Origin of the sequence: Nocardioides sp. Root151, from assembly GCF_001427925.1 — a bacterium.
Taxonomy (GTDB): domain Bacteria; phylum Actinomycetota; class Actinomycetes; order Propionibacteriales; family Nocardioidaceae; genus Nocardioides.
In genome coordinates, this window is sequence record NZ_LMGG01000004.1 from 1312809 (window position 1) to 1338070 (window position 25262).

The following is a 25262-nucleotide window of genomic DNA, read 5'->3' on the forward strand; positions in this document are numbered from 1 at the left end:
CCCACCCGGCGTCTAGGATTCGCGGAGTCGAGGAAGGGGTTTCGTGAGCACATTGATCGCAGGGCGCTACCAGCTCGATCGGGAGATCGGACGCGGTGGCATGGGCGCGGTCTGGCTCGCGCGCGACGTCGTGCTCGGTCGAGACGTGGCGCTGAAACGTGTGGGGCTGCTGCCCGGCACCGACAGCGCCGACGTCGAACGGGTCCGCCGTGAGGCCCGCGTCTCGGCGATGCTCAACCATGCGCACGTGGTGGCGGTCTACGACCTGGTCACCGAAGGACACGACCACTGGCTGGTCATGGAGCACGTCCCCTCACGTGATCTCGGCGAGATCATCAGGCAACGCGGCCCGCTCTCCCCTGACGAGACGGCGCACCTCATCGGCCAGGCGGCCAAGGCCCTCGCCGCCGCCCACCGGGCCGGCATCGTGCACCGCGACATCAAGCCGGGCAACATGCTGGTCACCGACGACGGCAGGCTCAAGCTCGGTGACTTCGGCATCGCCCGCACGAAGAACGACCCGACCCTGACCCAGACCGGCATGGTCACAGGCTCCCCCGCCTACCTCTCCCCCGAGGTCGCGTCGGGGTCGAGCGCCAGCCCGGCCAGTGACATGTGGTCCCTGGGCGCCACCGTCTTCCATGCGGTGACCGGTTCCCCGCCGTACGACGCGAGCGAGAACCTGATCGGGGCCCTCTACCGCCTGGTGCACGACGAGCCGCCGCGCACCGACCGCGCCGGGTGGTTGGCGCCACTGCTGCTGGCCACGATGCACACCGATCCGGCGGGCCGATGGAACGCCCAGCAGGTGGCGCAGTTCCTCAGCGCGGGGCCGTCGGTGTCCGCACCGCCGATCCCGGTCGCCGCACCGGCCCGCCCCTCTCCCGCGAGTCCGCAGACGGCCGTCATCCCGGCCGCACCGGCGCCGGCCAACCAGCATGCCGCGCCGCCGCCCAGCGCGCTCCCGCCGACTCCACACCGCCGCAAGCGCTCGTGGGGTGCGATCGTCGCCGTGGTGGCCATCGTGCTGGCACTGGCCGGTGTCGGCGGCTGGCTGGCGACCCGCGACAACGACTCTCCGTCGGGCAACGCCTCCGACGGCAGTACGTCGACCGACACCGGATCCGAGTCGCCGGCCGACGAACCGACCGCCGACGGGATGTCGCAGTTCATCACCACGTATCTCGACACGGTCACCTCCGACCCGGCCAGCAGCTGGGAGATGCTCACCCCGAGGTTCCAGGACGCCAGCAACGGCTTCGACTCCTACACCGGCTTCTGGGGGACGGTCGCGAAGGCAAGCGTCTCCGACATCGTCGCGGACCCCGACTCCCTGGTGATCAGCTATCACGTCGACTACACGATGAAGGCCGGCAAGAACCGCAGCGACGACGTGCAACTGCAGCTTGCCTACCAGGACGGCACCTACCTCATCGACGACGAGTTCTGAGCCACGTGACCCACCTCACACTCATCCCCGCGTAACAGGTCCGCCCTTCCGGTGCTCTCTCCATGTGCCGGGCCCGATCGGGTCCGGCCAGGGGGGAAGGACACCGGGGGGTGTGGGAACAGTTGGTCGAGCACAGCCGAGGAAGCCAGCGCGTGGTCGCGCTGGTCCCCGCGCACAACGAGGGCGACCGCATCGCGGCAACACTGTCGTCGTTGTCGGAGCAGTCCCGTCGGCCCAACCGCATCCTCGTCGTGGCCGACAACTGCACGGACGACACCGTCCAGGTCGCGCGCAACCAAGGGGCAGAGGTCGTCGAGTCGACGGGCAACACGCACAAGAAGGCGGGCGCACTGAACCAGGCGCTGCACCGCCTGCTCCCCACTCTCGACGACCGCGACCTGGTCCTGGTCGCTGACGCGGACTCCACCCTCGCGCCTGACTTCCTGGAGGTCGCGGTAGGCACGCTCGCAGGACGACCCGAGGTCGGCGCGGTCGGCGGGATCTTCCTCGGCGAGCCAGGGGCCGGTCTCCTGGGGGCACTGCAACGCAACGAGTACGCGCGCTACCAGCGCCAGATCCGTCGCCGTCACGACGACGCCCTCGTGCTCACCGGCACCGCGACGCTGCACCGGGTCGACGTGCTGCGCGGTCTTGAGCGCGACCGTGGGCAGGTCTATGACACCTCTGCCCTCACCGAGGACAACGAGATCACGTTGGCCATCAAGCACCTCGGCCTGCGGTGTGTGTCACCGCGAGAGTGCATCGTGGAGACGGAGGTGATGCCCACCTGGGGCGACCTCTGGCGGCAGCGACTGCGGTGGCAGCGCGGTGCCCTCGAGAACCTGTCCGCCTACGGCCTGACCCGGGTCACGTTTCCCTATGTCCTGCAACAGGCCGGGATGACCCTGGGCTTCGTCGCCATGTGGCTCTACATCGTCTACACCGGCTACCTGGTCGTCTCGGGAGAGTTCGGGTGGCACCCCTGGTGGACCCCTCTCGGCCTCCTCTTCGTGCTCGAGCGCATCGTCACCGTGTGGCATGCCGGCCCCCGGGCCAGGCTCCTTGCCGCCGCGTTCCTCGTGGAATGGGTGTACGACCTCTTCCTCCAGGCCGTCCTCGTGCGGTCGGCAGCCGACGTTCTCCTGCGCCGTCCGGCGCACTGGCACCACCTCTCGGGCGCACCACAGACCTGACCGAATCCACAGAAGGAAATCATGTACGGCACAACGCACATCGCCATGCCCGGAGCCGTTGGCGCCGGTGTCCTCTCCGGCACCCTCGAAGGTGGTGCCGCACCGACCTCCGGCGTCCTGCCCAACACCGGCGCACCCACCACCACCCTGTTGGCGCTCCTTGCGGCAGTCACCCTCATCACCGTCGGTGTCACGCTGATGCGCCGGAAGCACGAACCGCGCCACCGCCGCCGCCGCCCCGTCGGGGCCCTGGTCCTCGCCGGCGCCACCCTCGCGGTCATGGGTCTCCTGGTCACCTCGGCCGTGGTCGACGGACGGACCGGCAGTGGGTGGGGCGCTACCGGCCTGGCCGTCGCGCTGTTCACCATCGGCTACCTCGGGCTGGCGGTGCGGAACCTGCTGCCGGCGGGTGTGGCCCCGCGATCATGACCACGCTCCCCGAACACTCCCGCCTCGACGAGCTGACGACCGCGCTGGCCAGTGGCCGTCGAAGCCAGGGGGTGATAGCCGAGATCGCGCGGGAGTACGCCGTCCAGGGCGAGCCCTTCGCGGTCTTCCTCGAGGACCTGGATCTGGCCTGCACCCAGGCAAACCGACGGCGGGCCGGAGTCGCGGTTCTCCGAGCCGCGGCACTGGCCTGGTCCGACTCGGTGCTCGAGCGCACCCACGCCTCACGCTGCGAGGACCCTGCCACCGGCCTGGCGACGCTCCAGCACGCCCAGACCCAACTCTCGGCGTTGTACCAGGCGTCGGCCCGCACCGCCGCGACCGGAGTGCCGGTGAAGCAGTCGCACGAGCTGGTTGTCGTCGAGCTCCGGCGTCCTGCGCCGGCCACGGCGTGCGTTGCTGGTCTGCAGCTGGCCGCGGTCGGGGAGTCGCTGCGCATGGTCTTCGACGGCGACGAGGTCATTGCCGGCATCGGCCCGCACCGGGCTGTCGTCATCGCCGAACGGACCGCGAGGCTCGCCCGCGCCTGTGTCCAGGTCGCCGAACTGCTGGCCGCACCCCGCCAGCGACTGAGAGTCGGCCTGTGCCGGGTCTGGCTCGAACCACTTCCGGCTCGACACGAGGCAGCCCAGTCCCTGCTGGGCTGCCTGGCCGCCTCGAGCACGGAATGACGTCATGAAGCATCGTCCCGACCGTCCCAAGGACGTCATGACAGTCGCCACGAGGCCCAGCGCCGCAGTCCTCAGCGACCAGGAACTCATCACGCTGGTGCGGGGCGGCAAGCTGGAACACTTCGGTGAGCTGTTCGCCAGGCACGGTGAGGCGGCCCGCCGGGTCGCGTCGTACGTCGGCGGCAGGTCCCACGCCGACGACCTGGTGTCGGAGGCCTTCGCGCAGATCCTGCGCGCCCTGCAGAACGGCAAGGGGCCCGACATGGCCTTCCGGCCCTACCTCTACACCACGATCCGCCGCCTGCACTCCCGTCGCAGCCAACAGGACGCCCGACAACTCCTCACCGACGACTTCGAGGTGTTCGGCGAGCACACCGTGATCCCCGATGACCTGAGCAGTCGGCTCGAGAACGCGGCCGTCGAGCGCGCCTTCCGCTCGCTCCCCCAACGCTGGCAGGCGGTCCTCTGGTACACGGTCGTCGAGGGGCTCCCCCTGGCCGAGGCAGGTCGCCACCTGGGGCTGACGCAGAACGGGGTGGCCGCGCTCAGCTTCCGCGCTCGCGAAGGCCTGCGACAGTCCTACCTCGCCGATCACGCGGCAGACACTGCCGATGCACACTGCCATGACGTCGTCTCCGTTCTCCCGGCGTACGTCCGAGGCGTCGCGCGCGGCACCAGGGCCGGCCTCGTCGAGCGACACCTCCCCGGATGCCGGGCATGCACTGCCGTCTTCCTGGAGCTGCAGCAGATCAACGACAACCTCGCGGCCCTGCTGGCACCGATGGTGCTGGGCGGCGCGGCCGTCGCCGTGTCCCCGCGGGCGTGGGACTCGACAGGTGGGTTCACCGCCACGGTTGCCCGCGTCGTACCGTTGGTCGGCATCGTGGCGGCCGGCCTGATGATCGGGACCACCGGGGTGCTCACCGTCGTCGATTCCGTCGTGGACGAGGCGGGAGCCTCCACCGAGCGGTGGCTGTCGAATCGGCCCGATGCGCCACTTCCTCGGGCAGAGGCCGGCCCGAGGACGGCGCCGCCCACCTTCCTACGCCCCGAGCGACCCGACGAACGGCCTCCGTGGACGAGGATCCCCGCCGCGCCCGCACAGGAGGCGCGCACTGAAGCAGGCTCTGGGGAGACCGGCACCTCCAGTGCGCGCCGGCGTCCGCCGCGTGCCCCGGTGACGCCGAGCAGCCGGGCCGACAAAGTCCCGGCAGCCGAGCAACTGCTCACGGCACTCCCTTCAGCGCCCGCCCTGCCCTCCGAACCGACCGCGCCACTCGGCCCTCCCACGACCACCGTCGATGTGGCTGTGCAGCCGCTGAGGAGCAGCACGTTCGTCCAGGACGGCCAGTCCTGGTACCACGTCGAGCTCGACGTGGTGGCCGCACCGACAACCGAGGTCACCGTCCACGTCGACACGTCGGCGAACGTCGAGGTGCATGCCGCCGGCAGGTACGCCGTGTGGGCGTGCAACCCGCCGACCCGTGGGTCCGAGGTCGTGATGTCGTGCCGCACCAGCAGCACTCCCGGCACGCAGAGCACGCTCGCGTTCGACCTGCTTCTCGCGGGGCAGGCGACCGTCACGGTCACCTCGAGCAGTCCCGGCAACGACGACCCCAACCCCGCGAACGACGGCTGGGCGCAACAGCTCCCCGCGCCGTGAGCGTTGACGCCTCGAGCGTTCGACGGGCTGCTGACAGGACATCAACTTCCTGAGCGGACCATGCCGGATAGTCCCCTCGGGCCATTTGGCGTCATTGCGCTGCGGACGAGTAGCACCGCTGCCTAACCTCGGGACTTCATTCCGTTCTTTCCTGGGGGATCCTCGTGCAACGCTCCGTCCTTGTTCCATGCCTTCTCGCGCTCGCCCTGGTCAGCGGCGTGATGGCCCTCTCCGCGCCGGCGTATGCGTTCGTCGACCGCGACTGCTCCGACTTCTCGACCCAGCAGGCCGCGCAGACGTTCTTCGAGAACAACGACCCCGCCTCGGACCCGCACCGTCTCGACGGCTCCGACAACGACGGCCGGGCCTGCGAGTCGCTCCCCTGTCCCTGCGGCAGCACCGGCTCCGGCCAGACCGGGACGACGGAGCCCAAGCCCAAGGCCACGTTGCGCCAGCTCGCCCGGATCACCAAGGTGGTCGACGGTGACACCGTGAACGTGCGCCTCGGCAACGGCCGTCGGCGTACGGTCCGGATGATCGGGATCAACACCCCCGAGGTCTACGGCACCGTCCAGTGCGGCGGCCCCGCGGCGTCACGGGCACTCAAGCGCATCCTGCCGGTCGGCACCCGGGTGCTGCTGCGTTCGGACCCGACCCAGGCGTACGCCGACCGCTACGGCCGCGACCTGCGGTACGTCGTGAAGCGGTCGACCGGCAAGGACGTCAACCGCATGCAGGTGCGACGGGGACTGGCCCGGGTCTACGTCTACAACAACAAGCCGTTCCAGCTGACCCGCAACTACCGACTGGCCCAGGCGGCCGCGAAGAACGCCCGGCTGGGCAACTGGCGCACCTGCTGAGACCAGATCCCCTGGCCCGCTGAATCGCTGGCACACTCGGCTACATGGAGATCGACGCCGTCGCCGAGCTGGTGGCCGAGCTGCCCGAAGGGGTGGTGGTGACCGGCGCGGCCGAGGTCGAGAAGTACCGCGAGGACTTCGCGCGCGACGGCTCGGCCGGGCTGCCCGCCGCCGTGGTCCGCGCCGAGACGGCCGCTCAGGTGCAGCAGGCGGTCCGGTGGGCGGCCGCCCATCGGATACCCGTGGTGCCCCGCGGTGCCGGGACGGGACTGTCGGGCGGCTCCTCCGCCGTCGACGGGGGGATCACGATCTCGCTGGACCGGATGCGCGCGATCGAGATCGACTCTGCCTGCCAGGTCGCCGTGGTCGAGCCGGGCGCGCTGAACGTCGAGGTGAAGCGGGCCGCGGCCGAGCACGGCCTCTGGTACCCGCCCGACCCGTCGTCGTACGAGATCTGCTCGATCGGCGGCAACCTCGCCACCAACGCCGGCGGCCTGTGCTGCGTGAAGTACGGCGTCACGACCGACTACGTCCTCGGGATGGATGTGGTGCTCGCCGACGGCACCCTCGTGACCTTGGGCGGCAAGCAGATCAAGGACGTCGCCGGGCTGTCCCTGCTCAAGCTCTTCGTGGGCAGTGAAGGCACTCTCGGGATCATCACTCGCGCGATCCTGCGGCTGATCCCCGCACAACGGGCGGGGGCCACCCTGGTCAGCTCCTTCCCCACGATGACGGACGCGTCGCGGGCCGTGGTCGCGATCCGCAACCGCGTGCGGTCCTCGATGCTGGAGCTGATGGACAACGCGACGATCAACGCCGTCGAGGACTGGCGCTCCCACGGACTTGACCGGTCGACTGGCGCGCTGCTGATCGCCCAGTCCGACGCCCACGGTGCGTCCTGCGAGGCCGAGATCGACGTGATCCGCCAGTGCTGCGAGGAGGAGGCTGCGACCGAGGTCTTCACCACCACCGACGCGGACGAGGCCGACCTGTTCGTCTCGGCCCGACGCAACGCCTTCCTGGCCCTCGAGCACCGCGGAAGCGTGCTCTTCGAGGACGTCGGCGTCCCGGTCCCGTTGCTGCCCGACCTGATCGACGGCATGGCCGTCATCGCCGAGCAGTGCGGTGTCGAGATCGCCGTGGTCGCGCACGCCGGCGACGGCAACACCCACCCGATCGTCGTGTACGACGCCGCCGACCCTGCCGCCGTGGCAGGGGCGCGCAAGGCCTTCGACCAGGTCATGGCGCTCGCCATCGCGCTCGGCGGCACCATCACCGGCGAGCACGGAGTGGGGCGCGCGAAGAAGGGCGCGCTCCCCGACCAGCTCGGCGCCGACGTGATGGCCCTGACCAGGCGCGTGAAGGATGCCCTCGACCCCGATGGCATCCTGAACCCGGGCGCCGTGCTGTAGCCGCAGTCCCACAGAGGAGAACACATGACATCGATCGTCCAACGCCACCTGTTCGGCCCCGGCCCGAGCAACCCCTACCCCGAGGCCACCGAGGGCCTGGCTCGACCGCTGCTCGGCCACCTCGACCCGGCGTTCCTCACGATCATGGACGAGACCTGCGACCGGCTGCGCGTGGCGTGGGGCACCGACAACGCGCGGACCCTCCCCCTGTCCGCGACCGGTTCGGCCGGCATGGAGGCCGCCTTCGTCAACACGGTGCACCCCGGCGACGTCGTCGTGGTCGCCGTCAACGGGCTGTTCGGCCAGCGGATGTGCGAGGTGGCCAGCCGCTGTGGCGCGGAGGTGGTCCCGGTCGAGCACACGTGGGGCACGGCGATCGACCCCGAGCGGGTGCTGGCCGCCCACCCCTCCCCGAAGATCGTGGCTGCCGTTCACGCGGAGACGTCAACCGGCGTCCGCTCCGACATCGCCGCGCTGGGCGACGCGGTCCATGCCTCCACCGACGCCCTCCTCGTCGTCGACGCGGTCACCTCGATCGGAGGCATCGAGCTGCGGGCCGACGACTGGGGCATCGACGTCGGCTACGCCGGCACCCAGAAGTGCCTGGGCGTCGCACCCGGCCTGGCCCCCTTCACCATCAACGACCGCGCGTTCGCCCGGCGGGTCGAACGGCCACAGTCGTGGTACCTCGACCTGGGCCTGCTCGGTGGGTACGTCGGCGAGGCCGGCGCCAAGGGTGGCGGCCGCACGTACCACCACACCGCGCCCGTGGCGATGATCAGCTCCCTGCACGCCGGACTGGGCCGGATCCTCGACGAGGGCCTGGAGAACGTGTGGGCGCGCCACGCGGCCGCAGGCCAGGCACTCCAGGACGGGCTCGAGACGATGGGCCTCGAACTGTTCGCGGAGAAGGGCTCTCGGCTTCCCGACCTGACCACGGTGCGCGTCCCGGACGGCGTCGACTCCGCCGCCGTACGACGCACCCTGCTCGAGCGCTACGACATCGAGATCGGCGGCGGGGCGGGCGAGTTCGCCGCGTCGGTGTGGCGGATCGGCCTGATGGGCCCCAACGCCCGGCCAGACGCAGTCGCGCTGCTGCTCGCGGCACTGGCCGAGACGCTGGGGCGGTAGGCCTCGACCCTGACCCAGAGAGAGACGACGTGATGGATCGCACGCACCCGGTGCCGGCGATCCACCACGTGGTCTTCAGTCGTGCTCGAGTAGGGCGGGTGGGGCTCGAACCCACGACCCAAGGATTATGAGTCCTCTGCTCTAACCGACTGAGCTACCGCCCCTCGGCGGGTGAGCCTACTGGGTGCGCGGCCGGACCGTGGTCGTCGGTACCGAGTGGTCCCACCTACTTGTGCTTGTCATAGGTGTGGACGGCGACCAGCATGCCGAGAGCGAGCAGCAACATGACGCCAATGGTCGTGCTGAGGAACCAGATCATCGTGGTGGACGTGGACATGGATGGACCTTTCCGGCGATCAGGCCAGTGCGACGTACGTGGCCGCTGATTCCGGCCCCCGATGACGTCGAGCAGCCACCCTTCGAACATACGCCTGCCTGGTCGGCTCACCACGGGACCAAGGTCCTCAGCTGCCGGCCTTCTTGGTGCGTCGGGTGGCCTGTGCCGCGCGCGGGTCGTCGGGCCACGGGTGCTTCGGATAGCGGCCACGCAGCTCGGCCCGCACCTGCGGGTAGCCGTTGTCCCAGAAGGAGTCGAGGTCGGCGGTCACCGCGGCCGGGCGGCGGGCAGGCGAGAGAAGGTGCAGGAGGATCGGCACGCGGCCGTCGGCCAGTGCCGGAGCCGAGGTCCAGCCGAACACCTCCTGCAGCTTCACGGCGAGCACCGGCTGCTCGCCTTCGTAGTCGATCCGCACGTTCGATCCGCTGGGTACGGCGACCCGCTCGGGTGCGAGCTCGTCGAGTCTCCCGGCCTCGGGCCAGGGCAGCATGCGTCGCAGCGCGCTCGTCACGTCGATGCGGCGCAGGTCCTTCGCGCCGCGGACGCGGGCAAGGTCAGATCCCAACCAGGACTGGAGATTCTCCGTCAGTGCGCCGTCACTGACGTCTGGCCACGGCTCGCCCAACGATCTGTGCAGGAAGGCGAGACGCGCACGCAGCGAGACCGCCGAGTCCGACCAGCGAAGGACGCCGAGTCCGTCCGTGGCCAGGCCGTCGCGGACTGCCGCCGTCACGAGTTCGACGGGCGGGTCGCTGATCGGCACGGAGCTCAACTCGATGGCGCCCAGGCTCGTGCGTCCACGGGCGACCACACGGCCGTCGGTCCAGAAGACCTCGTCGTCCTCGGTCCACAACGACGCTGCCGCCTCGAGGGCGAGGTCCTCGGTCAACGGCGCAGCCGAACGGATCGTGGCCTCACGCCTTCCGGGCCGCCGGTCGGCATCGGCGATCGCCAGCCACTCGAGCCCGGCAAGGGGTCCGGGACTCCGCGGGTCGAGTTCCGCGCCGGTGCCGGACGCCATCAGGTAGCCGGCCGATCCCTTGCGCTTGCGGGCGATCCGGTCGGGGTGAGCGAGGGCCACGACGAGCCCCACGGCGACGTCGTCGGTGAGCTGCGCAGCGGGCGTCTGGAGAACTCGACCCGGCTCGTCCGGACCGGCGAGCCCCTGGAGTCGTCTGACCTGTGTCTTCCAGGCGCCGGCATGGTGCCCACCGCGTAGGCCGCGGAGGGCTGCGACCAGGTCGCCTCCGGGGGCGCGGACGTCCTCCGCGAGCATGGCGACGATCTCGGCACTCCGGCGTGCGCCGACCAACGGTGCACCGTCGATCAGGGCTCGTGCCAGTCTGGGGTCGGCCGGGACGTCCGCGATCCGTTGGCCACGCACCGTGACGCGGCCCGCGTCATCGACGGCGCCCAGCTCGAGCAGCGTGGCCCTGGCCGAGGCCATGGCGTGCACCGGCGGCGGGTCGAGCAGGGCGAGCCCCGAGGCGTCGGCACTCCCCCACCGCGCCACCTCGAGGGCGAACGCGGTGAGGTCGGCGGTGGCGATCTCGGGCTCGGGATGCGCCGCCAGATGGGCGTGGTCTGCCTCCGACCAGCACCGCAGCACGGCACCAGGCCCCAGGCGACCGGCTCGCCCCGCCCGCTGTTCGGCGGACGCCCGACTCACCGCCACCGTGACCAGTCCGGCCAGCCCGCGCCGGTGATCGGTCCGTGGCTCGCGGGAGAACCCGGCGTCCACGACGACCCGCACACCAGGGACGGTCAGCGACGACTCCGCGACCGCGGTCGAGACCACCACCCTTCGTCCGGGCCCCTCGGTGAGCGCGCGGTCCTGCTGCGCCGTGGGCAGCCGACCGTGCAGGGAATGTACGTCGACACCGGTGCCGGCGAGTCGGCGTACGGTCTGGTCGACCTCGGCGACACCGGGCACGAAGACGAGCACGTCACCGTGGTGCTCGGCCAGCGCCCGCCGTACGGTGGCGGCCACGTGGTCGTGGAAGGCCGGGGTGATGCCGCGGTCGTCGGTGCGCCGCTGGCCGGGCGGCAGCGGGCACCAGACCTGCTCCACGGGGTGCAGCGCGCCCGGCACGCTCACCACCGGCGCAGGTGCATCACCGCCGAGCAGGGTCGCCGTGCGCTCTGCCTCGATCGTCGCCGACATCGCCACCAGACGGAGGTCCTCGCGCAGGTTCTGCCGGAGGTCGATGAGCAGGGCGAGCGCGAGGTCGGCGTCCAGGTGACGCTCGTGCACCTCGTCGAGGATCACCGCATCGACGCCCGGGAGGGCCGGGTCGTGCTGGATGCGCCGCAACAGCAGCCCGGTGGTGACGACCTCGATCCGCGTGGACGGACCGACCCGGCGGTCACCGCGGACGGCGTACCCGACGGTCTCGCCCACCCGCTCTCCGAGCAGCCCGGCCCGGCGCCGCGCCGCGGCACGTGCCGCGATCCGACTGGGCTGGGTGACCACCACGCGTCCACCGACGGCTGCGGCGACGCACGGCGGGACGAGAGTGGTCTTGCCGGTGCCCGGTGGGGCGTGGACGACCACCAGCCCGCGCGCCCTCAGTGCCTCGGTGATCGCGGGCAGCCCAGCCACGACCGGCAAGTCGGGCGGGTCGGCAAGCAGTCGCACGATCGACGGAGTGGACGGAGACGGCACGCCTGCAGTGTGCCCGACCCGTGTCCAGACGTCGGAGGTGCCGTGGGCGCCGGCGACCGATCCTTGATCGCCCCGCCGACCCCTGTCCTCAGGGGCCGTAGACCTCCAGCTCGGCCAACTGCAGCCGGTAGAAGCCTTGCGATGACTCGTCCGGGGCGCTCCGCCCGAGCTTGGTCACGTGTATGCGCACGAAGCGGCCCTCACCCTCGACGTCATAGCCCATCCCCCGGCTGCCGTCCGAGGTCTCTCCAGTGAGGCTGCGTAGCGTCGACCAGGTGACCCCGTCGTCGGAGACCTCCACCGCGAAGGTGTCGGGATAGCCGGCACCACCGTTGCCGACCGGCTCACCGGCCGTCGCGGTCCGCGGCCAGAGCCACACGCTGCTCAGCTGCCGTACCTGCCCGAGGTCGACCTGCACCCACTCCACGTTGTCCGGATCACTGCGCGGCGGGTCACTGGTGTAGCCGCGGCTCGACGGGGTGCTGGCGCGGACACCGTCGACGAGGTTCGCGTTCCCCCACGCGCAGCAGTTGAGCGTGGCGCGCGCCACGACCGGCCGTCCAGCTGCCAGGTTCAGCGACTGGCTGGGCGGCGGCTCTGCGGCATCGAGGCCCACCTGGTCGATCTGGAAGTTGCCCGGCCACACACGGTCACCGGCAGCCCGGAAGGACACCTCGATCGACACCAGGTCCACACCGGCCCAGTCCCCGAAGGGCACGCGGACCTCGGTCCAGGCATCAGGGCTGATGGCCTGGGTCTTCTCGAGGGTCGACCCGGTGCTGTCCCGGAGCACCACGCGGGCCTGGTACGGCCCGCTGGGTGCACCTCCGTACGCATTGACGTGGACCACGAGCGCGTTCGCCCCGCCCAGCGGAACCCTCTCCGGCTCGCGCACCGAGACCGTGCGCCACGCGTCGGCCGGGGTGTTGGCGGCGGCGGTCGCCTCGAGCAGTCGCCTGCCGAGCCGGGCAGTACCGGGGCTGTTCGCCATGCTCGGCACCGAGCTTGCCGAGGTGACGTACTCCCCCGCGATCCACCCCTCAGTACCCTCCTCGAAGTTGTGGAGGAGGGTGAAGTCCGTTGTCAGACAGGCCTCACCGCGGGGGTCGAGGTCGCAGCCCGCGCCGCGAACGAAGGCTGACGTACGCGCCTGCGCCCACTCCTGCCCGCTGGAAGAGGCGGACACCACGATGTCGCCACCAGACGCGGACTCCGCGGTGCGCTGGAGGGTCAGCGACGCGCTACGAGTCGCCCCGGCCGGGATCTCCACCGCCGTCGTTCCTGGCGCCGTCCACCCCTCGGGCGCGTTCTCGACGGCCAAGGTGACCTGGACCGACTGCTGCGACCGGTTGGACATCGTTGCGCTCACCACGGTGTCGGTGTCCTCGGTCTCGAGCACGCGCGGCAGGGCACGGACAGTGTCGATCGACACCGGACTCCGCACCGATACCGGGAGCCTGACGGGCACCCGCAGCCGAGTGCCGTTGCGGGCCGCGGAGAAACTGCCCTCCAGCACCACCTCTCCGAGCGGCTGCGCGAGCGGCACCGTCACCCTGAAGACAGCCGTGGCGGACTGACCTGGAGAGATCGCGCTGGGCAGCGTTGAGTCCGTCCGCACGGCCCAGCCGTCAGGGGCCAACAGCAGCGCTGCGGCCCGGGTGAGCGGCTTGGTCGAACCGTTCGTCACCACCAGGCGAGCGTCGAAGGCGCTCCCGGTGACCGCGTCGTCGACCGGTTCCAACTCGACGGTGATGCCGTCGGAGCGGGTGACGAGCGTGGACAACTCGCCGCGAGCCTGCTCGAGGTGCCGGCGTACCTCCGCCGCGGCCGCGCCAGTGAGCTGGCCGTCCGCCTCGAGGTCGTCGACATGGACCGCCAGCACGTGCAAGCGACCGAGCGCCTCGGCGGCGAGCTCTCGCACCCGGTCGAGGGACGCACCGCCCATCCGGGCATCGATGGCGCCCTGGACGTCCCGGCGTGCCAGGCCCACGTCGCGAGAGAGCTTGCGGGTTGCCGCAGCTGTCACGCCCGGCCCGTCCAGCCGAGTGTCGAGCGCTCTCAGGGCGTCGTCGGCGCTGCCGAGCATCCCGAGCACGGCGTCCGACCTGAACTCGTAGGTGCCCGATCCGACGGTGACCACGACCCCGTCAGAGGTCTCACGCAGGCTGTGCACGCCGACGGCGTCCTGGGCGTACCCCGTTCCTTCGAGCACCGACCGCGCCGAGTCGGCCGGGACGGTCACCTCCGAAGTGGTGTTGACCGGCACGGTGACGGTCTGGACCAGACGCCCGCCGACGTGCTTCCAGGCGCTCGAGAGGGTGCCGTACGGCGTGGTGACACTGCCGTTGCCCTGGCCGAGCCGGTCCGTGACCTGGGGAGCCACGACGGAGTGCTGGTAGCCCGTCGACCCCGGCGCCTGGTCGATCCCGGCGACCGAGTCGTAGAGCCAGTTGTCGATCGAGGTGAACATCGGGTGGTTGAGGGACGAGGCCCCGCCCCAGTCCTCCCAGATGGTCCCCGGTCCGTTCTCCAGCATGTAGCCCCAGCCGGGATACGCGGTGTTCGTGACCACGTCGAGGACCACGTCGGAGTGGCCGTGCAGGGCCAGCGCCTCCGGGATGTACTTGATCCCGGGCAGGCCGCCGGTGAAGTGACCGCCACGTTCGTCGACGACGTCCCGAACGAGATTGTCGACCACCCCCTCCACGTGCCCGTCGGGCACGATGTCGAGGACCAGGGGAAAGGCGTTGGCGAACTGGCTCGAGCCGTAGGACTCTGCCTCCTCGTCGAAGTACCGCTCGTTGATCGCGGACGCGACTCGATCGGCTCGGTCGTCCATCTGCTCCGCGTCGTCGCCCTTGTCCAGCTGACGTGCCGCGTCGGCGCCCTCACGCAGGGCCCAGAGGTAGAAGCCGCTGCGGAACAGCACCGAGTCAGTGTTCTCCAGCGCCAGCCAGTCGTTGCCCCAGGTGTTGACGGGCGAGGTCAGCAGATCGCCGCTGGTGGTGGTCTCGAGGTAGGCGAGGTAGTCGCGCAGTGAGTCGTAGTGCTCGGCCAGGACCCGCGTGTCGGCGTACCGCTCGTTCACGTAGGCGGGGATCAGCACGTGGGCAACCGCCCAGGCGGGGTCGGACCGGGTCTCCCACGCGCCGGCGGGCTCGGTCGGGACGATGTCCGGCACGCGGCCGTCCCCCTGTTGTGCGGAGCGCATCTCCTCGACCCAGTTGGAGTAGAAGGCAGCCACACCGAAGTTGTTGATGACCGCTTCGGCGGCGATGTGGGCGTCGGCCATCCAGCCCCGCTTCTCACGGGTGGGGGTGTCCTCGGGCACTGCGTGCAGGCCGTTCGACTCTGTTTGGACGTTGGCCTTGTGCAGGCGGTTGAGCAGGTCGTTGCTCGAGGAGAACGTGCCGGTGGGCTCAACGTCGTTGTGGACCTCGCGGGCCACGATCGTCCCGGGTGCCGGGGCACCGGGCAGCCCGGTCACCTCAACCCAACGGAAGCCGGCGTACACGAACGACGGTTCCCAGGTCACCTGGCCGCCGGCAGCGGTGTAACGGCTGGTCTGCTGGGCACCGATGATGCTGTTGTCGACGCGGCCGTTGGAGAGTCGCTCGCCATGCTTGAGTGTCACCGTCGCGCCCGCCGGCAGATCCAGGGACATCTGGGTCCAGCCGGTCAGGTTGGTCCCGAAGTCGAGGACGTGGACACCGGGGGCCGGCGACGTGACGGCGACCGGCTCATGGGTGCGGACCACTCGCATCGGTTCGAACGTCGCGGCATCGAGCCTTCCCGTGACCGTGCTGCTCACGCGCACCGGCTGCCACGTCGTTGACGGCGCCATGTCGACGGTCGACCAGCCGGTGATCTCCTTGCGGGCGTCGTAGGTCTCGCCGTGGTAGCGGTGCGCGCGGATCACCGGACCGGGGGCGGACGTCCATGACCCGTCGGTGCCGAAGTCGAGCACCTCACCGTCAGTCGTGGTCACCCGCAGTTGGGCCAGCACATCGGAGTCCTCGCCGATCAGGATGCCGAGAACGTTGTCGCCGGCCGTGAGTAGGTCGGTGACGTCGTAGGTGCGGTAGAGCGCGCGCACCCGGGTGTCGACCATGGTCGACTCCACCTGCGAGTCGGAGACCCGCTGGCCGTTGATGTGGGCCTCGTAGACGCCGCGGGCCAGGCCGAACTGCTGCTCGCAGCAGATCCCCTGCCCGTCCGGCCCCCGCTCGTAGTTGCCTCGGCCAGAGACGTAGAGCCGGACCTGCTCCACATCGGTTGGGAGGTTGATCTCCGAGCGCAGGTAGGAGCCACCTTCGCGGGAGATCGCCGGCGCGACCCACTGGGCGACCCAGTCCTCAGCCTCGAACAACCCCGTCTCGAACGTGCTGATCTCGCTCCAGGCAGATGGACCAGTGTCCTCCGCCGACCAAGCACGGACACGCCAGTAGTACCGCGTCGCGCTGGTCAGTGCTTCCCCGCCGTACTGGACGTTGACCGAGTCGTTCGTCGGCACCCGGCCGGTGTCCCACACAAGGGCCTCACCGGCCTCCAGGTTCCCCTCGCCGGTGGCCACCTGCACTTGGTACGCCGCCTGCGTGGCGTCTCGCCGGTCCGCCTCGAGCGTCCAGCTGAACCGCGGGCGGCGAGCGTCGAGCCCGAGGGGCTCGTCGAGGTACTCGACGCTCGTTCCGGCCACGACCAGGTGGTCGTTTTCGCCAGTCACGCTCGGGGACAGAGCCGCCGCCGTGGCAGGCCTGGAGATGGCTGGCCCGGACATGCCTGCCAGGACCCCGCCGGTCAGGAGTACGAACGCGCAACCCGTGACGACGAGTTGTCGTCGCCGCGAGCGTCGGCTGACACCGGAGGTGATGCTGCGGACGTGGGAGCGTGACACAAGCAAGGGAGTCTCCTGAATTGCAACGTTTCAGGCGACTCTAGGCGTGGGGTGTGACCGACGCCACAAATGTGACAGGATCCGGTCAGGAACACCTGAGGGAAGACCCTCGGGCGCGTGCTCAGGACTTCTTGGCCTCGAAGTGCTGGTAGTCCTTGAGCGAGTGCCAGTCGCCGCCCCAGTCGAACCCGCGCTTCTTGAACGCCTTCACGACCGGGTCGTTCTTGGTGATCATGCCGGGGCGTACGTCGTCGCGGTCGAGGAACTCCTCACCGGCAGGCGGCAGCACCAGGTCACCCTTCACATAAGGGTTCTCGATGGTGTTGATGTCGATCGCCTTGCCGTAGGAGTGGATCGAGAACCTGCCCGGGCTGCCGGTGATCGGACGGCAGTTGAACGACGACGTGTTGTCGGCGGCCATGGACGCGTCGTCGGAGCCGTCGTACTCCTCGATGAGCTCCATCCGCCTGATCGGGAACTGCGCGTCGTACATCTCGCCGAACGCCTCCACGACGTCGGCGGCCACGTCCTTGTGCACCATCAGCTGGCCACCGTCATGGACCGTGCCGTCGAAGCCCCGGTAGTTCATCTCGATGATCCGCAGGTCGTCGATCGGCACAGGGCAGCCCTCCTCCCAGGAGACACCGATCATCCGGTCGCGGTACTCCTCGGAGATCGTGTGCACCGACGCCGAGAACTCCGGGTCGGCGGACGACATCTGCTGGACTGGTACGGCACTGGCCGGCGCGGTCACGGCGAGGCTGACGAGCGAGGCCAGGGCGAGTCTGACGAGCATGGGGGTCCTCCCGAGAGGTGCGGCTGCTGGACCTTCAACCTGTCACGGATGGACCGCACGCTCAACGCCTCCAACACCCTTCGAGGGTTGCAGCTCGTACGACTTCACCCAGGCGGCACGTACGAACTGCAACTCTCGCGTGCTCCGGCAGGAAACTGCAGCACGCGCCGCCGTACGGCCACTCGGCTCATCGTCGACTCCTCCCCTGCTGGTCCGCCGCCTGGTTCCCGCGGATCAGGGCAGCGGCGGCCACTCCGGCAGCAACCCCGATCACGGTGTCCACCCCTCGCGCCACGATCATCGTGGCCGGTTCGCTGGGGGCCGCCAGCTCGGTCATGATCATGATCAGTGGCGTGAAGAACCCGAGCGCAACCCCGTAGTGGCGGCTCATGAACAGCTCGGTGGGGAACAGCAGCACCATCACGGCCGAGGCCAGCACCACCGGTCCCGGCTCCGGGAGCAGGACCAGTGCGGTGACGGCGAGGCCGACCAGTGTGCCTGTCACCCGCTGCACGGCGCGGTGCACCACCGCGTCGAGGTCGAGAACCTCTCCGATGGCGACGACGGCCAACGGAACGGCCGCCGCGGTCATCGCCCAGTTGGCATGGTCGACGCCCAGCATCACCCCGCTCAGTCCGGCGACTGCGGTCGCCAACGCATGGCGCAAGGCGTGCACGCCTGTCCCTGCAGGCAAGGTGGTCTTGCGGACACGCGACCACTGCACGGTCGGGATCTCCTGCAGGAGTCCCGTTCCTCCCGTGGTCAGCCTGGCCAGTCCGAGGGCAATGGACCAGGCTGCGGTCGCTGCACAGAGGGTCACGGCGCCCCAAGGACTGACCAGTCCGGGGCTGATCGTGGCCGTGGCGCCGAACGCGAAGATCCCGAAGAAGGGCCCACCCGGGCGGAGCCGGAGCCAGTCGGTCAGCAGCGAGCCGACCGCGGCGAACGTGGTGATGCCGAGCACGAGCACGACAGCGGGAACACGCGCCTCCGAGAACGCCACCCCCAGTGCGACCCCGGTAACCAGCATCCCGGCGCCATGGAACTGGTGACGCAGTCGGCTCCGTGGGGCCTCGAGCCTGCCGTACATCCCGGTGAAGGAGCCGAAGACGGCGTACAGGATGAGTTCTGGCCTGCCCACCGCGAGGAGCACCACTCCGGGGACCATGAGGCCGAGGACCACGCGCGCGGCGTGCCCGTGGTCACTGCGCCGGTCGGCCTGCAACGTGCCTGCCGTCGGCCGCCCGGCTCCGTGCGGGGTCATCTCAGGACGCGACCGGCACGCCGGCGGCGCAGGGCTCCGGCGGAGCGATTCTCGGCGCGTTCACGACACGAGGTCGATGCGGTGCTCGCGGCCGCCGAAGTTGAAGGTGTCACCCACCCGCAGACCCTCGACCGACGCGTAGATCGGGGAGTCCGTCGAGATTCCCTCGTAGGTCACTCCGTCGCACTCGAAGGCGCTCGCGACGACACCGACCACGTAGCGGTCGCCTCCGAAACCGACGATCGCGCCCGGTCCGACAGTGTCCTTGGGGCCGAAGTCGAGGTCGTCGATCCGGGCCAGTCCCGCCTGCTGATGGTCTTCCGCAGCGCCGAGGAGCCCTGAGAGCTCCCCCTGTTCGTCCGACTGCGACAGGTCGTCGACCGAGTGCGTCGCCTCCTGGTCCAGCTCGGCTGCGGACCGCTCCTGCCTGACGGTGTTCTCGAAGGACCGCAGGTGATCCGCAGCCCTGGCCTCGAGAGCTTGTCTGACTCGCTGCTTGGCAGCCTGGTCGAAGCTCGCCGACTCATTCATGGGGATCGCCTCTCTCGGAACACACGTCGAATGCACGGCTCATTGACCTGCACTGTTCTTGGACATTGTGCCCCGATGCGCTCCGCAGCCACCCCATCCGAACCTCTCCCCACTTGCGGGCAATGAAGCGCTGGCGCATATTGAACCGTCATGAGCGGGGACGAACGGCACAGCGGGTCCAGCAGTGGCGGCAGGCTGCCCGTGGCGGCGATCCCGCGGGTCATCGGGTCGGTGCTGCTGGGTGCCGTCGCGGGCGTGGCCTGCGTGCTCGCACTCAACATCCCGCTCAGCATCCTGATCGGAGTCACGGTCACGCACGTCGCGTTCGCCGTGGGCGGGTGGATGGTGCTGTGGCCGCTCGACGCGCATGTCACGGCTGCCAATGCTCGACGTGAGGACTTCCGCCCGGTGCTCGAGGAGCTGCTCGTCCTGCTGATCTCGCTGGGCGGGCTGTTCGGCATCGTGGCCGTGCTCGTCCTAGGACGCTCCGACACTGGCGACGCGGCCGCTGCGACGGCCCTGTGCGGGGTCTTCATGGCCTGGGCCGACCTGCACCTGATGTACGCCACTCGCTACGCACACCTCTACTACGGGGCCGCGGGAGCCAAGGACGGTGGGATCGACTTCAACTCCGACGAGTCACCGGCCTATCGCGACTTCTTCTACTTCAGCTACAACCTCGGGATGACCTACCAGGTCTCCGACACGGACGTGTCGAGCTCGACGATCCGGTCGGTGGTGTTGCGACACTCGCTCCTCTCCTACCTGTTCGGAGCCGTCGTCACACCCAGCGCCTGGTGCGCGTCTCGGCTCTGCATCCTTTGCGCATCCTTGCGGCGACCGAAGGGATCAATGGGACGCCTTGAGCACCTCGGCGGCTCAGCCCTGGGCTTCCGCAAGCTGACCGACTACATCGCCCAGTCCCTACTGGAACCCGGAAACTTCAGGCCACAACTACACCCTGAATTGTGAAGAGCCAGTTCCACACCAGTCCGCTGAAGCCACACTGAACAAACACATCCGATGCGGCGGCATTCAGGCTGGATTCAGCATCTATCCGGAACAGTGGGTACCTGTTCCACCACGTCGCATCAAAGGAGAAGGATCATGCGCAAGCGCACCATGAGTGTGGCGGCCGCAGCCGTTGCGGTCGCCGCGGGCAGCACCGGGGTCGCAGTAGCCGGCAACGGCGACGACGACGGGCCGGGCAGCCACGACTACACCCAGGAGCAGGCCGACGCCGCGACCGAAGCGGCGCTCCAAGCCACCGGCGGGGGAAAGGCGAACAGTGTCGAGACCGACGACGAGAACGGCGCGACCTACGAGGTCGAGGTCACCAAGCCGGACGGCACTACAGTCGACGTCCGCCTCGACGAGAACTACCGGGTCGTGGTGATCGAGGGCGACTCCGAGGAGTAGGACCCGGGTCTGGCCTCACAAACCGAAGGCGGCGCGCAGGTCAGCGGCGTCGCGCGCTTCCCGCGGGGGCGTGGCGCCGACCACCTCTGCCAGGAACCGGGTCAGCGAGTAGTGCGTGAGCGGGGCGGCGACCACCTCGTGTCTGACGTCGACCTGCAGCACCGCAGTGAGCACCGTGTTGCCGTGCTTGCGGTCATCTTCGTCAGCAGTCACCACCACGGCGAGCCGACCGCTCCTGAAGTCAGCGCTCCGCAGCACCGGGCCCAACTGCTTCTCCAGCCACGCGTCTGCCTCAGAAAGGGAGGCGTCGTGGGCATCGTGGGTCAGGTCGGGGATCAGGAAGCCGACGTTGGGCAGGTCATCAGCGGCAACGTCGGCTGCGAAGGAGGTCAGGTCCACGTCATTCCTCAGGCACTGCTCCCGCTCAGCGGTGAAGTAGACCCATGGGTTGTGCCGCGCCGCATAGATCGGCTTCCCGACGGTCTTCTCCGGATGATCTTCCCCGTGACAGTTCTCGGGCATCGACTCCGCGTAGGTCCGGGCGGTCTTGCCAGCGTCGAGGGCCAGCCCGAAGATCGACTGCGCCTCACCGACCTTGTGGGCGTTCACGGACGGCGGCGCGTCGTCCTTCACACCAAAGGTCGACCCGCCCACGATGGCGAGGTAGTTGGGCTCACTCGGATGCGTCAACGCCGTCCACCGCGTCGCATAGCCGTATCGCCCGACCAATGAGGCCAGATACGGCATACCGCCTCGCATCTCGTCCAGCGAGTGGTTTTCCTCGATCACCACCAGGACCTTGGTCACCGGTGCCCTGGTCTCCCCCTTGACATGCGGCACCACTCGCGGCGGTTTACGATCGTGAGTGGTCTCCGTCGTGTTCTGGCACCCGGCCAGGGCGATCGCGGTCAGGCAGGCGAGCAACGCCGAGGCGAGCCGATCTGAGCGCAGCCTCACGGCGTCACCCCTTTCGCGTCCGGGGATGGAGTCATTCGGCAACCTACGCCCGCCCACCTGAACGCGACCTGAACAAGAACAGGTCCCATGGGCGATGCCGGTCGCTACGCTCGACTCGACCCAGTTTCCATCGTCGAGCTAAGGGGGACGAGCATGCGCTTGAGCGTTGGCGTGTGCGAGGACGACCCCGCCGTGCGGAAGGTCCTGCGTGCCGCTCTCGCGCGTGATGGTCACGACGTCGTGGTCGCGCACACGGGTGGCGAGGCGATCAGGATTCTCGGACCCGGCACCCGGCTCGATGTCATCGTCGTCGACATCGGCCTGCCCGATGCTGACGGCCGCGACGTGTGCCAGGCACTCAAGGCGGCTGGTCAGGGTGCGCCGGTGCTGTTCCTGACCGCACTGGGTGCGACCCACGAACGTCTCGCGGGATTCGGGGCGGGCGGTGACGACTACGTGGCGAAGCCCTTCGAGATCAAGGAGTTGCTTGCCCGGATCACCGTTCTCGGACGACGCGGGCGACAGCTCACCAACAGGGACGAGACCAGCGGGCTTGTGCTGGACCCGGCAGGGCATGGTCTGCGGGGCAAGGACCGTGCCGTGCTCCTGTCCCCCACCGAGTTCCGCATGCTGGCCGCGATCGCCGCATGCCCCGGCGAGGTCGTCCGCCGACGCAGTGTCATTGCCGCAGCATGGCCAGACGGTGCCATCGTCAGCGACAACACCGTCGACGCCCTGATGCGCCGGGTGCGCGCGAAGATGACTGAGGCAGGTGCCACGGCCATCATCGAGACGGTCCGCGGCGTCGGCTACCGGCTCATTGCTCACGACGACGTGCACGCACCATGAGGCACAGAGAGGTCCCTGCCCTGGGTCGCGGCGGATCGTTTCGTACCCAGCTCCTGGCGCTGACCGTTTCGGTCACGGCGCTCGGCGTGCTGGCGCTGACCGTCCTGGTCCAGGTCGTCCTCGCCCGATCGACGAACCACAACCTCGACACTGTCCTCGCCGATCGCGCCGAGGCGGTGATCAGCTCCGCACGAACAGACACCGATGGCAGGCTGGATGTCCCGGACGCTCGCCTTGATGCCGGTGTGGCCGTCTACGACGGCAGCGGCCGGCTGATCGCCGGCAACGCTCCGAGTTCCGAGCAGGGGACGTACGACGCTCTCTCCCGAGCCGACAGGCCCCGCACGGTCAATGGATCCAGCACCGACGAGACCCGGGTCCGCGCTGAGCCCTTCACCGTGCCGGGTGGCGCATCGGGTGTGGTGGTCGTGACGGAGAGGTTGGCTCCCTATGAGCGCAGCGAGCGCCAGGCGCTGTTCGTGTCCATCGGCGCAGGACTGCTGATGATCGGATTCGCCGCGGCTCTGACTCACTGGGTGACGCGCCGGGCCCTAGCTCCGGTGACGGCGATGGCGAAGGCAGCCGACGACTGGAGCGAGCACGACCTGACCCACAGGTTCCACCCCGGGGACGGGCGGAACGAGATCGCGTCCCTCGGCCGCACCTTCGACGGCCTCCTTGAGCGCGTTGCCGCGACCATCCGCTCGGAACAGCGGCTCACCTCCGAGTTGGCGCACGAGCTCCGGACGCCACTCACGGTGATCCAGGCCAACGCCGATCTGGCACTCATGGAGGACCCACCTCCACACCTGCGGGAGCTCCTGGACGAGATCACCTCTGCCTGCGCACGCATGGGTTCGGTGATCGAGAGCCTGCTCGAACTGGCACGAACCGACAACGCGCGAGGAGTGGCCGCAACCTGCAGCCTTCGTGACGCCGTGCTGGAGGCGATCAGCACGGTCGGCAGTGCCGACGTCCGGGTGGAGATCAGCCCGATGCAGCGGGTCCGGCTGCCCACGCACCTCGTGGTCAGGGCGACGGCCCCGGTGCTGGAGAACGCTGTCCGACTTGCCAACCGGGTGGAGGTGTCGTCCGCACCCGGTCTGCCGGGGTTCATCGAGCTGTGCTTCGACGACGACGGTCCGGGCATCGCCGAGGCTGACCGGGATCGCGTGTTCGAACCCGGACACTCCACCGGAAGCGGGGCCGGGCTCGGCTTGTCGCTGTCCCGCCGGATCGCACGCAGCATGGGCGGAGACGTGACCATAGGTGACCCGAGCCTGTCGACTCGTCTGGTCGTCACACTGCCTTCGGCCTGAAACGCCCACGGATTGCTGTCAGGGACGTTCAGGTCCGTGTCAGGTGCGCCCGACAATCCTCCTGTGCATGACCACCACTGCCAACACGCGCGGTCGTTCCGCACCGCGGCTCCTGCTCAACAAGGTTCCCGAAGTCACCCTCTGGTTCTGGGTCATCAAGATCCTCTGCACCACCGTCGGTGAGAGTTTCGCGGACTACATCAACATGACCCTCGGCGTCGGGCTGGTCCCAACCGCTGTCATCTTCACGATCGCCTTCGTGGCCGTCCTCGGGCTGCAGATGAGGTTGCGGACCTACGTTCCAGCGGCGTACTGGCTGACCGTGGTGGTGGTGAGCGTGACCGGCACGCTCTACACCGACATCCTGACCGACCAGGTGGGCGTTCCACTGTGGATCAGCACCACCGTCTTCGCCAGCATGCTCGCCGGCGTGTTCGGCCTCTGGTACGCCCGCGAGCGCACCTTGTCGATCCACAGCATCGTCACCACCCCACGCGAGGCCTTCTACTGGCTCGCCGTCCTGGTGACGTTCGCACTCGGTACGGCGACCGGCGACTGGACGCTTGAGCTCACAGGTTGGGGCCCCGGCCAATCGGTCCTGCTTCCGCTCGGCCTCATCGTCCTGCTCATCGGACTGTGGCGCTTCGGAGCGAACCCGGTGCTCACTTTTTGGTTGGTCTACATCCTGACCCGCCCGCTCGGCGCCAACATCGGTGACTGGTTGGCGACGCCGGCGGACGAGCAAGGTCTTGGGCTCGGCACCTTCGGGACCAGTGTCGTGTTCCTGCTGGCGATCCTGGTGGCCGTGGCCTACCTCTCGATCACGAAGGCCGATGTCATCGATGGCGCGACTCGCCCGGAGATCCCTGACCATGCGACGCCTTCGGGTGACCTCACTCGTGAACGCGCATCCCTGGTCGCCATCGCAGGCCTGGCCGTCGGCACCGGACTGCTGCTCACCTACGCCAACAACCAACCCCACATCAGCGCACTCGACGAGGAGGCGACGACCCCCTCCTGCTCGGGCGACCCGGCGTCCCTCAGCGCGACCGAAGCACACGACCATGTGCAAGCCGCGTTCTCCGGCGACGACGTGGACCAGTTCCGCACGCTCGCGCAGGACACCCTGGGCATGGTTGAGACCGGACAAGTGGCCGAGGCCAAGTCGCGGGTGACCGACCTCGAGAGTGCCTGGGACGACGCCCAATCGCGTCTCGTCTCCAAAGACTGCGTGACCTGGGCCTACGTCGACGGTGAAGTCGACAGCGCCCTCACCGCGGTCCGTGCACCCCACCCCGACCCCTCGACCGAGTCCGGCACACTCACCACCCTCATCACCACCCTGCGCTGAGTTCATCCACGCGCCGGCCGCGGGCAAAGAAGAGTAGCGAGCGTCGAGCGTCC

18 protein-coding genes, 1 tRNA gene and 1 pseudogene are annotated in these 25262 nt (G+C 69.4%); 13 read left to right on the top strand and 7 right to left on the bottom strand.

What is annotated here, in order from left to right:
- Window positions 1–43 precede the first annotated feature (43 nt).
- The 8 genes from ASD66_RS14910 to ASD66_RS14945 all read left to right on the top strand — a co-directional run bounded on the left by ASD66_RS14910 (window position 44) and on the right by ASD66_RS14945 (window position 8827).
- Entirely contained in the window at window positions 44–1450 is a 1407-nt protein-coding gene (locus tag ASD66_RS14910) for a serine/threonine-protein kinase (protein WP_156388692.1), read from the top strand.
- Between the two features lie 110 nt (window positions 1451–1560).
- Window positions 1561–2643, top strand: a complete 1083-nt coding sequence (locus tag ASD66_RS14915) for a glycosyltransferase family 2 protein (protein WP_200950047.1) — start codon at window positions 1561–1563, stop codon at window positions 2641–2643.
- Window positions 2644–2664: 21 nt separating this feature from the next.
- Window positions 2665–3072, top strand: coding sequence for an LPXTG cell wall anchor domain-containing protein (locus ASD66_RS14920; protein ID WP_056680882.1), 408 nt, complete (start codon window positions 2665–2667; stop codon window positions 3070–3072).
- Entirely contained in the window at window positions 3069–3761 is a 693-nt protein-coding gene (locus ASD66_RS14925; protein WP_056680885.1) for a hypothetical protein, read from the top strand. The genes ASD66_RS14920 and ASD66_RS14925 overlap by 4 nt, the downstream gene beginning before the upstream one ends.
- Before the next feature lie 4 nt (window positions 3762–3765).
- Window positions 3766–5424 (top strand): sigma-70 family RNA polymerase sigma factor, encoded by a 1659-nt coding sequence (locus ASD66_RS14930; RefSeq protein WP_056891372.1) that lies wholly within the window; start codon window positions 3766–3768, stop codon window positions 5422–5424.
- Between the two features lie 164 nt (window positions 5425–5588).
- Window positions 5589–6284, top strand: coding sequence for a thermonuclease family protein (locus tag ASD66_RS14935; RefSeq protein WP_156388693.1), 696 nt, complete (start codon window positions 5589–5591; stop codon window positions 6282–6284).
- Between the two features lie 44 nt (window positions 6285–6328).
- Window positions 6329–7696 (top strand): FAD-binding oxidoreductase, encoded by a 1368-nt coding sequence (locus tag ASD66_RS14940; protein WP_056680895.1) that lies wholly within the window; start codon window positions 6329–6331, stop codon window positions 7694–7696.
- A 24-nt stretch (window positions 7697–7720) separates the two neighbouring features.
- Window positions 7721–8827: a pyridoxal-phosphate-dependent aminotransferase family protein gene (locus ASD66_RS14945; protein ID WP_056891373.1), complete on the top strand. Its 1107-nt coding sequence runs from the start codon at window positions 7721–7723 to the stop codon at window positions 8825–8827.
- Between the two features lie 90 nt (window positions 8828–8917).
- Here the strand turns inward: ASD66_RS14945 and ASD66_RS14950 are convergent.
- From ASD66_RS14950 to ASD66_RS14975, 6 genes are all read right to left on the bottom strand, one after another.
- Window positions 8918–8991, bottom strand: a tRNA-Ile gene (locus tag ASD66_RS14950).
- A 300-nt stretch (window positions 8992–9291) separates the two neighbouring features.
- A complete protein-coding gene (gene hrpB, locus ASD66_RS14955; RefSeq protein WP_235530107.1) occupies window positions 9292–11829 on the bottom strand; it encodes an ATP-dependent helicase HrpB in 2538 nt (845 codons plus the stop codon).
- An 88-nt stretch (window positions 11830–11917) separates the two neighbouring features.
- A complete protein-coding gene (locus ASD66_RS14960) occupies window positions 11918–16552 on the bottom strand; it encodes a family 78 glycoside hydrolase catalytic domain (RefSeq protein WP_162254281.1) in 4635 nt (1544 codons plus the stop codon).
- Window positions 16553–16844: 292 nt separating this feature from the next.
- The gene (locus ASD66_RS14965; protein WP_056891375.1) at window positions 16845–17519 is read right to left on the bottom strand and encodes a M15 family metallopeptidase; all 675 of its coding nucleotides are present in this window, start codon (window positions 17517–17519) and stop codon (window positions 16845–16847) included.
- Window positions 17520–17706: 187 nt separating this feature from the next.
- Window positions 17707–18783, bottom strand: coding sequence for an FUSC family protein (locus tag ASD66_RS14970; RefSeq protein WP_056891376.1), 1077 nt, complete (start codon window positions 18781–18783; stop codon window positions 17707–17709).
- A gap of 60 nt (window positions 18784–18843) precedes the next feature.
- Window positions 18844–19314, bottom strand: coding sequence for a hypothetical protein (locus tag ASD66_RS14975; protein ID WP_056680919.1), 471 nt, complete (start codon window positions 19312–19314; stop codon window positions 18844–18846).
- Between the two features lie 150 nt (window positions 19315–19464).
- Between ASD66_RS14975 and ASD66_RS25550 the strand changes: the two are divergent.
- Together ASD66_RS25550 and ASD66_RS14985 are read left to right on the top strand one after the other, a co-directional pair.
- Window positions 19465–20085, top strand: a pseudogene (locus tag ASD66_RS25550) (DUF1345 domain-containing protein); the annotation flags it as partial.
- 336 nt (window positions 20086–20421) lie between these two features.
- Window positions 20422–20733, top strand: coding sequence for a PepSY domain-containing protein (locus ASD66_RS14985; protein ID WP_056891377.1), 312 nt, complete (start codon window positions 20422–20424; stop codon window positions 20731–20733).
- 15 nt (window positions 20734–20748) lie between these two features.
- Here the strand turns inward: ASD66_RS14985 and ASD66_RS14990 are convergent, their stop codons facing one another.
- The gene (locus tag ASD66_RS14990) at window positions 20749–21690 is read right to left on the bottom strand and encodes an alkaline phosphatase family protein (RefSeq protein WP_235530108.1); all 942 of its coding nucleotides are present in this window, start codon (window positions 21688–21690) and stop codon (window positions 20749–20751) included.
- Between the two features lie 153 nt (window positions 21691–21843).
- Between ASD66_RS14990 and ASD66_RS14995 the strand changes: the two genes are divergently transcribed.
- The 3 genes from ASD66_RS14995 (at window position 21844) to ASD66_RS15005 (ending at window position 25209) form a co-directional block, all read left to right on the top strand.
- Window positions 21844–22539: a response regulator transcription factor gene (locus ASD66_RS14995; protein WP_056891379.1), complete on the top strand. Its 696-nt coding sequence runs from the start codon at window positions 21844–21846 to the stop codon at window positions 22537–22539.
- Window positions 22536–23858, top strand: a complete 1323-nt coding sequence (locus ASD66_RS15000) for a sensor histidine kinase (RefSeq protein WP_056891380.1) — start codon at window positions 22536–22538, stop codon at window positions 23856–23858. The genes ASD66_RS14995 and ASD66_RS15000 overlap by 4 nt, the downstream gene beginning before the upstream one ends.
- Before the next feature lie 67 nt (window positions 23859–23925).
- Entirely contained in the window at window positions 23926–25209 is a 1284-nt protein-coding gene (locus ASD66_RS15005; RefSeq protein WP_056891381.1) for a hypothetical protein, read from the top strand.
- Window positions 25210–25262 lie beyond the last annotated feature (53 nt).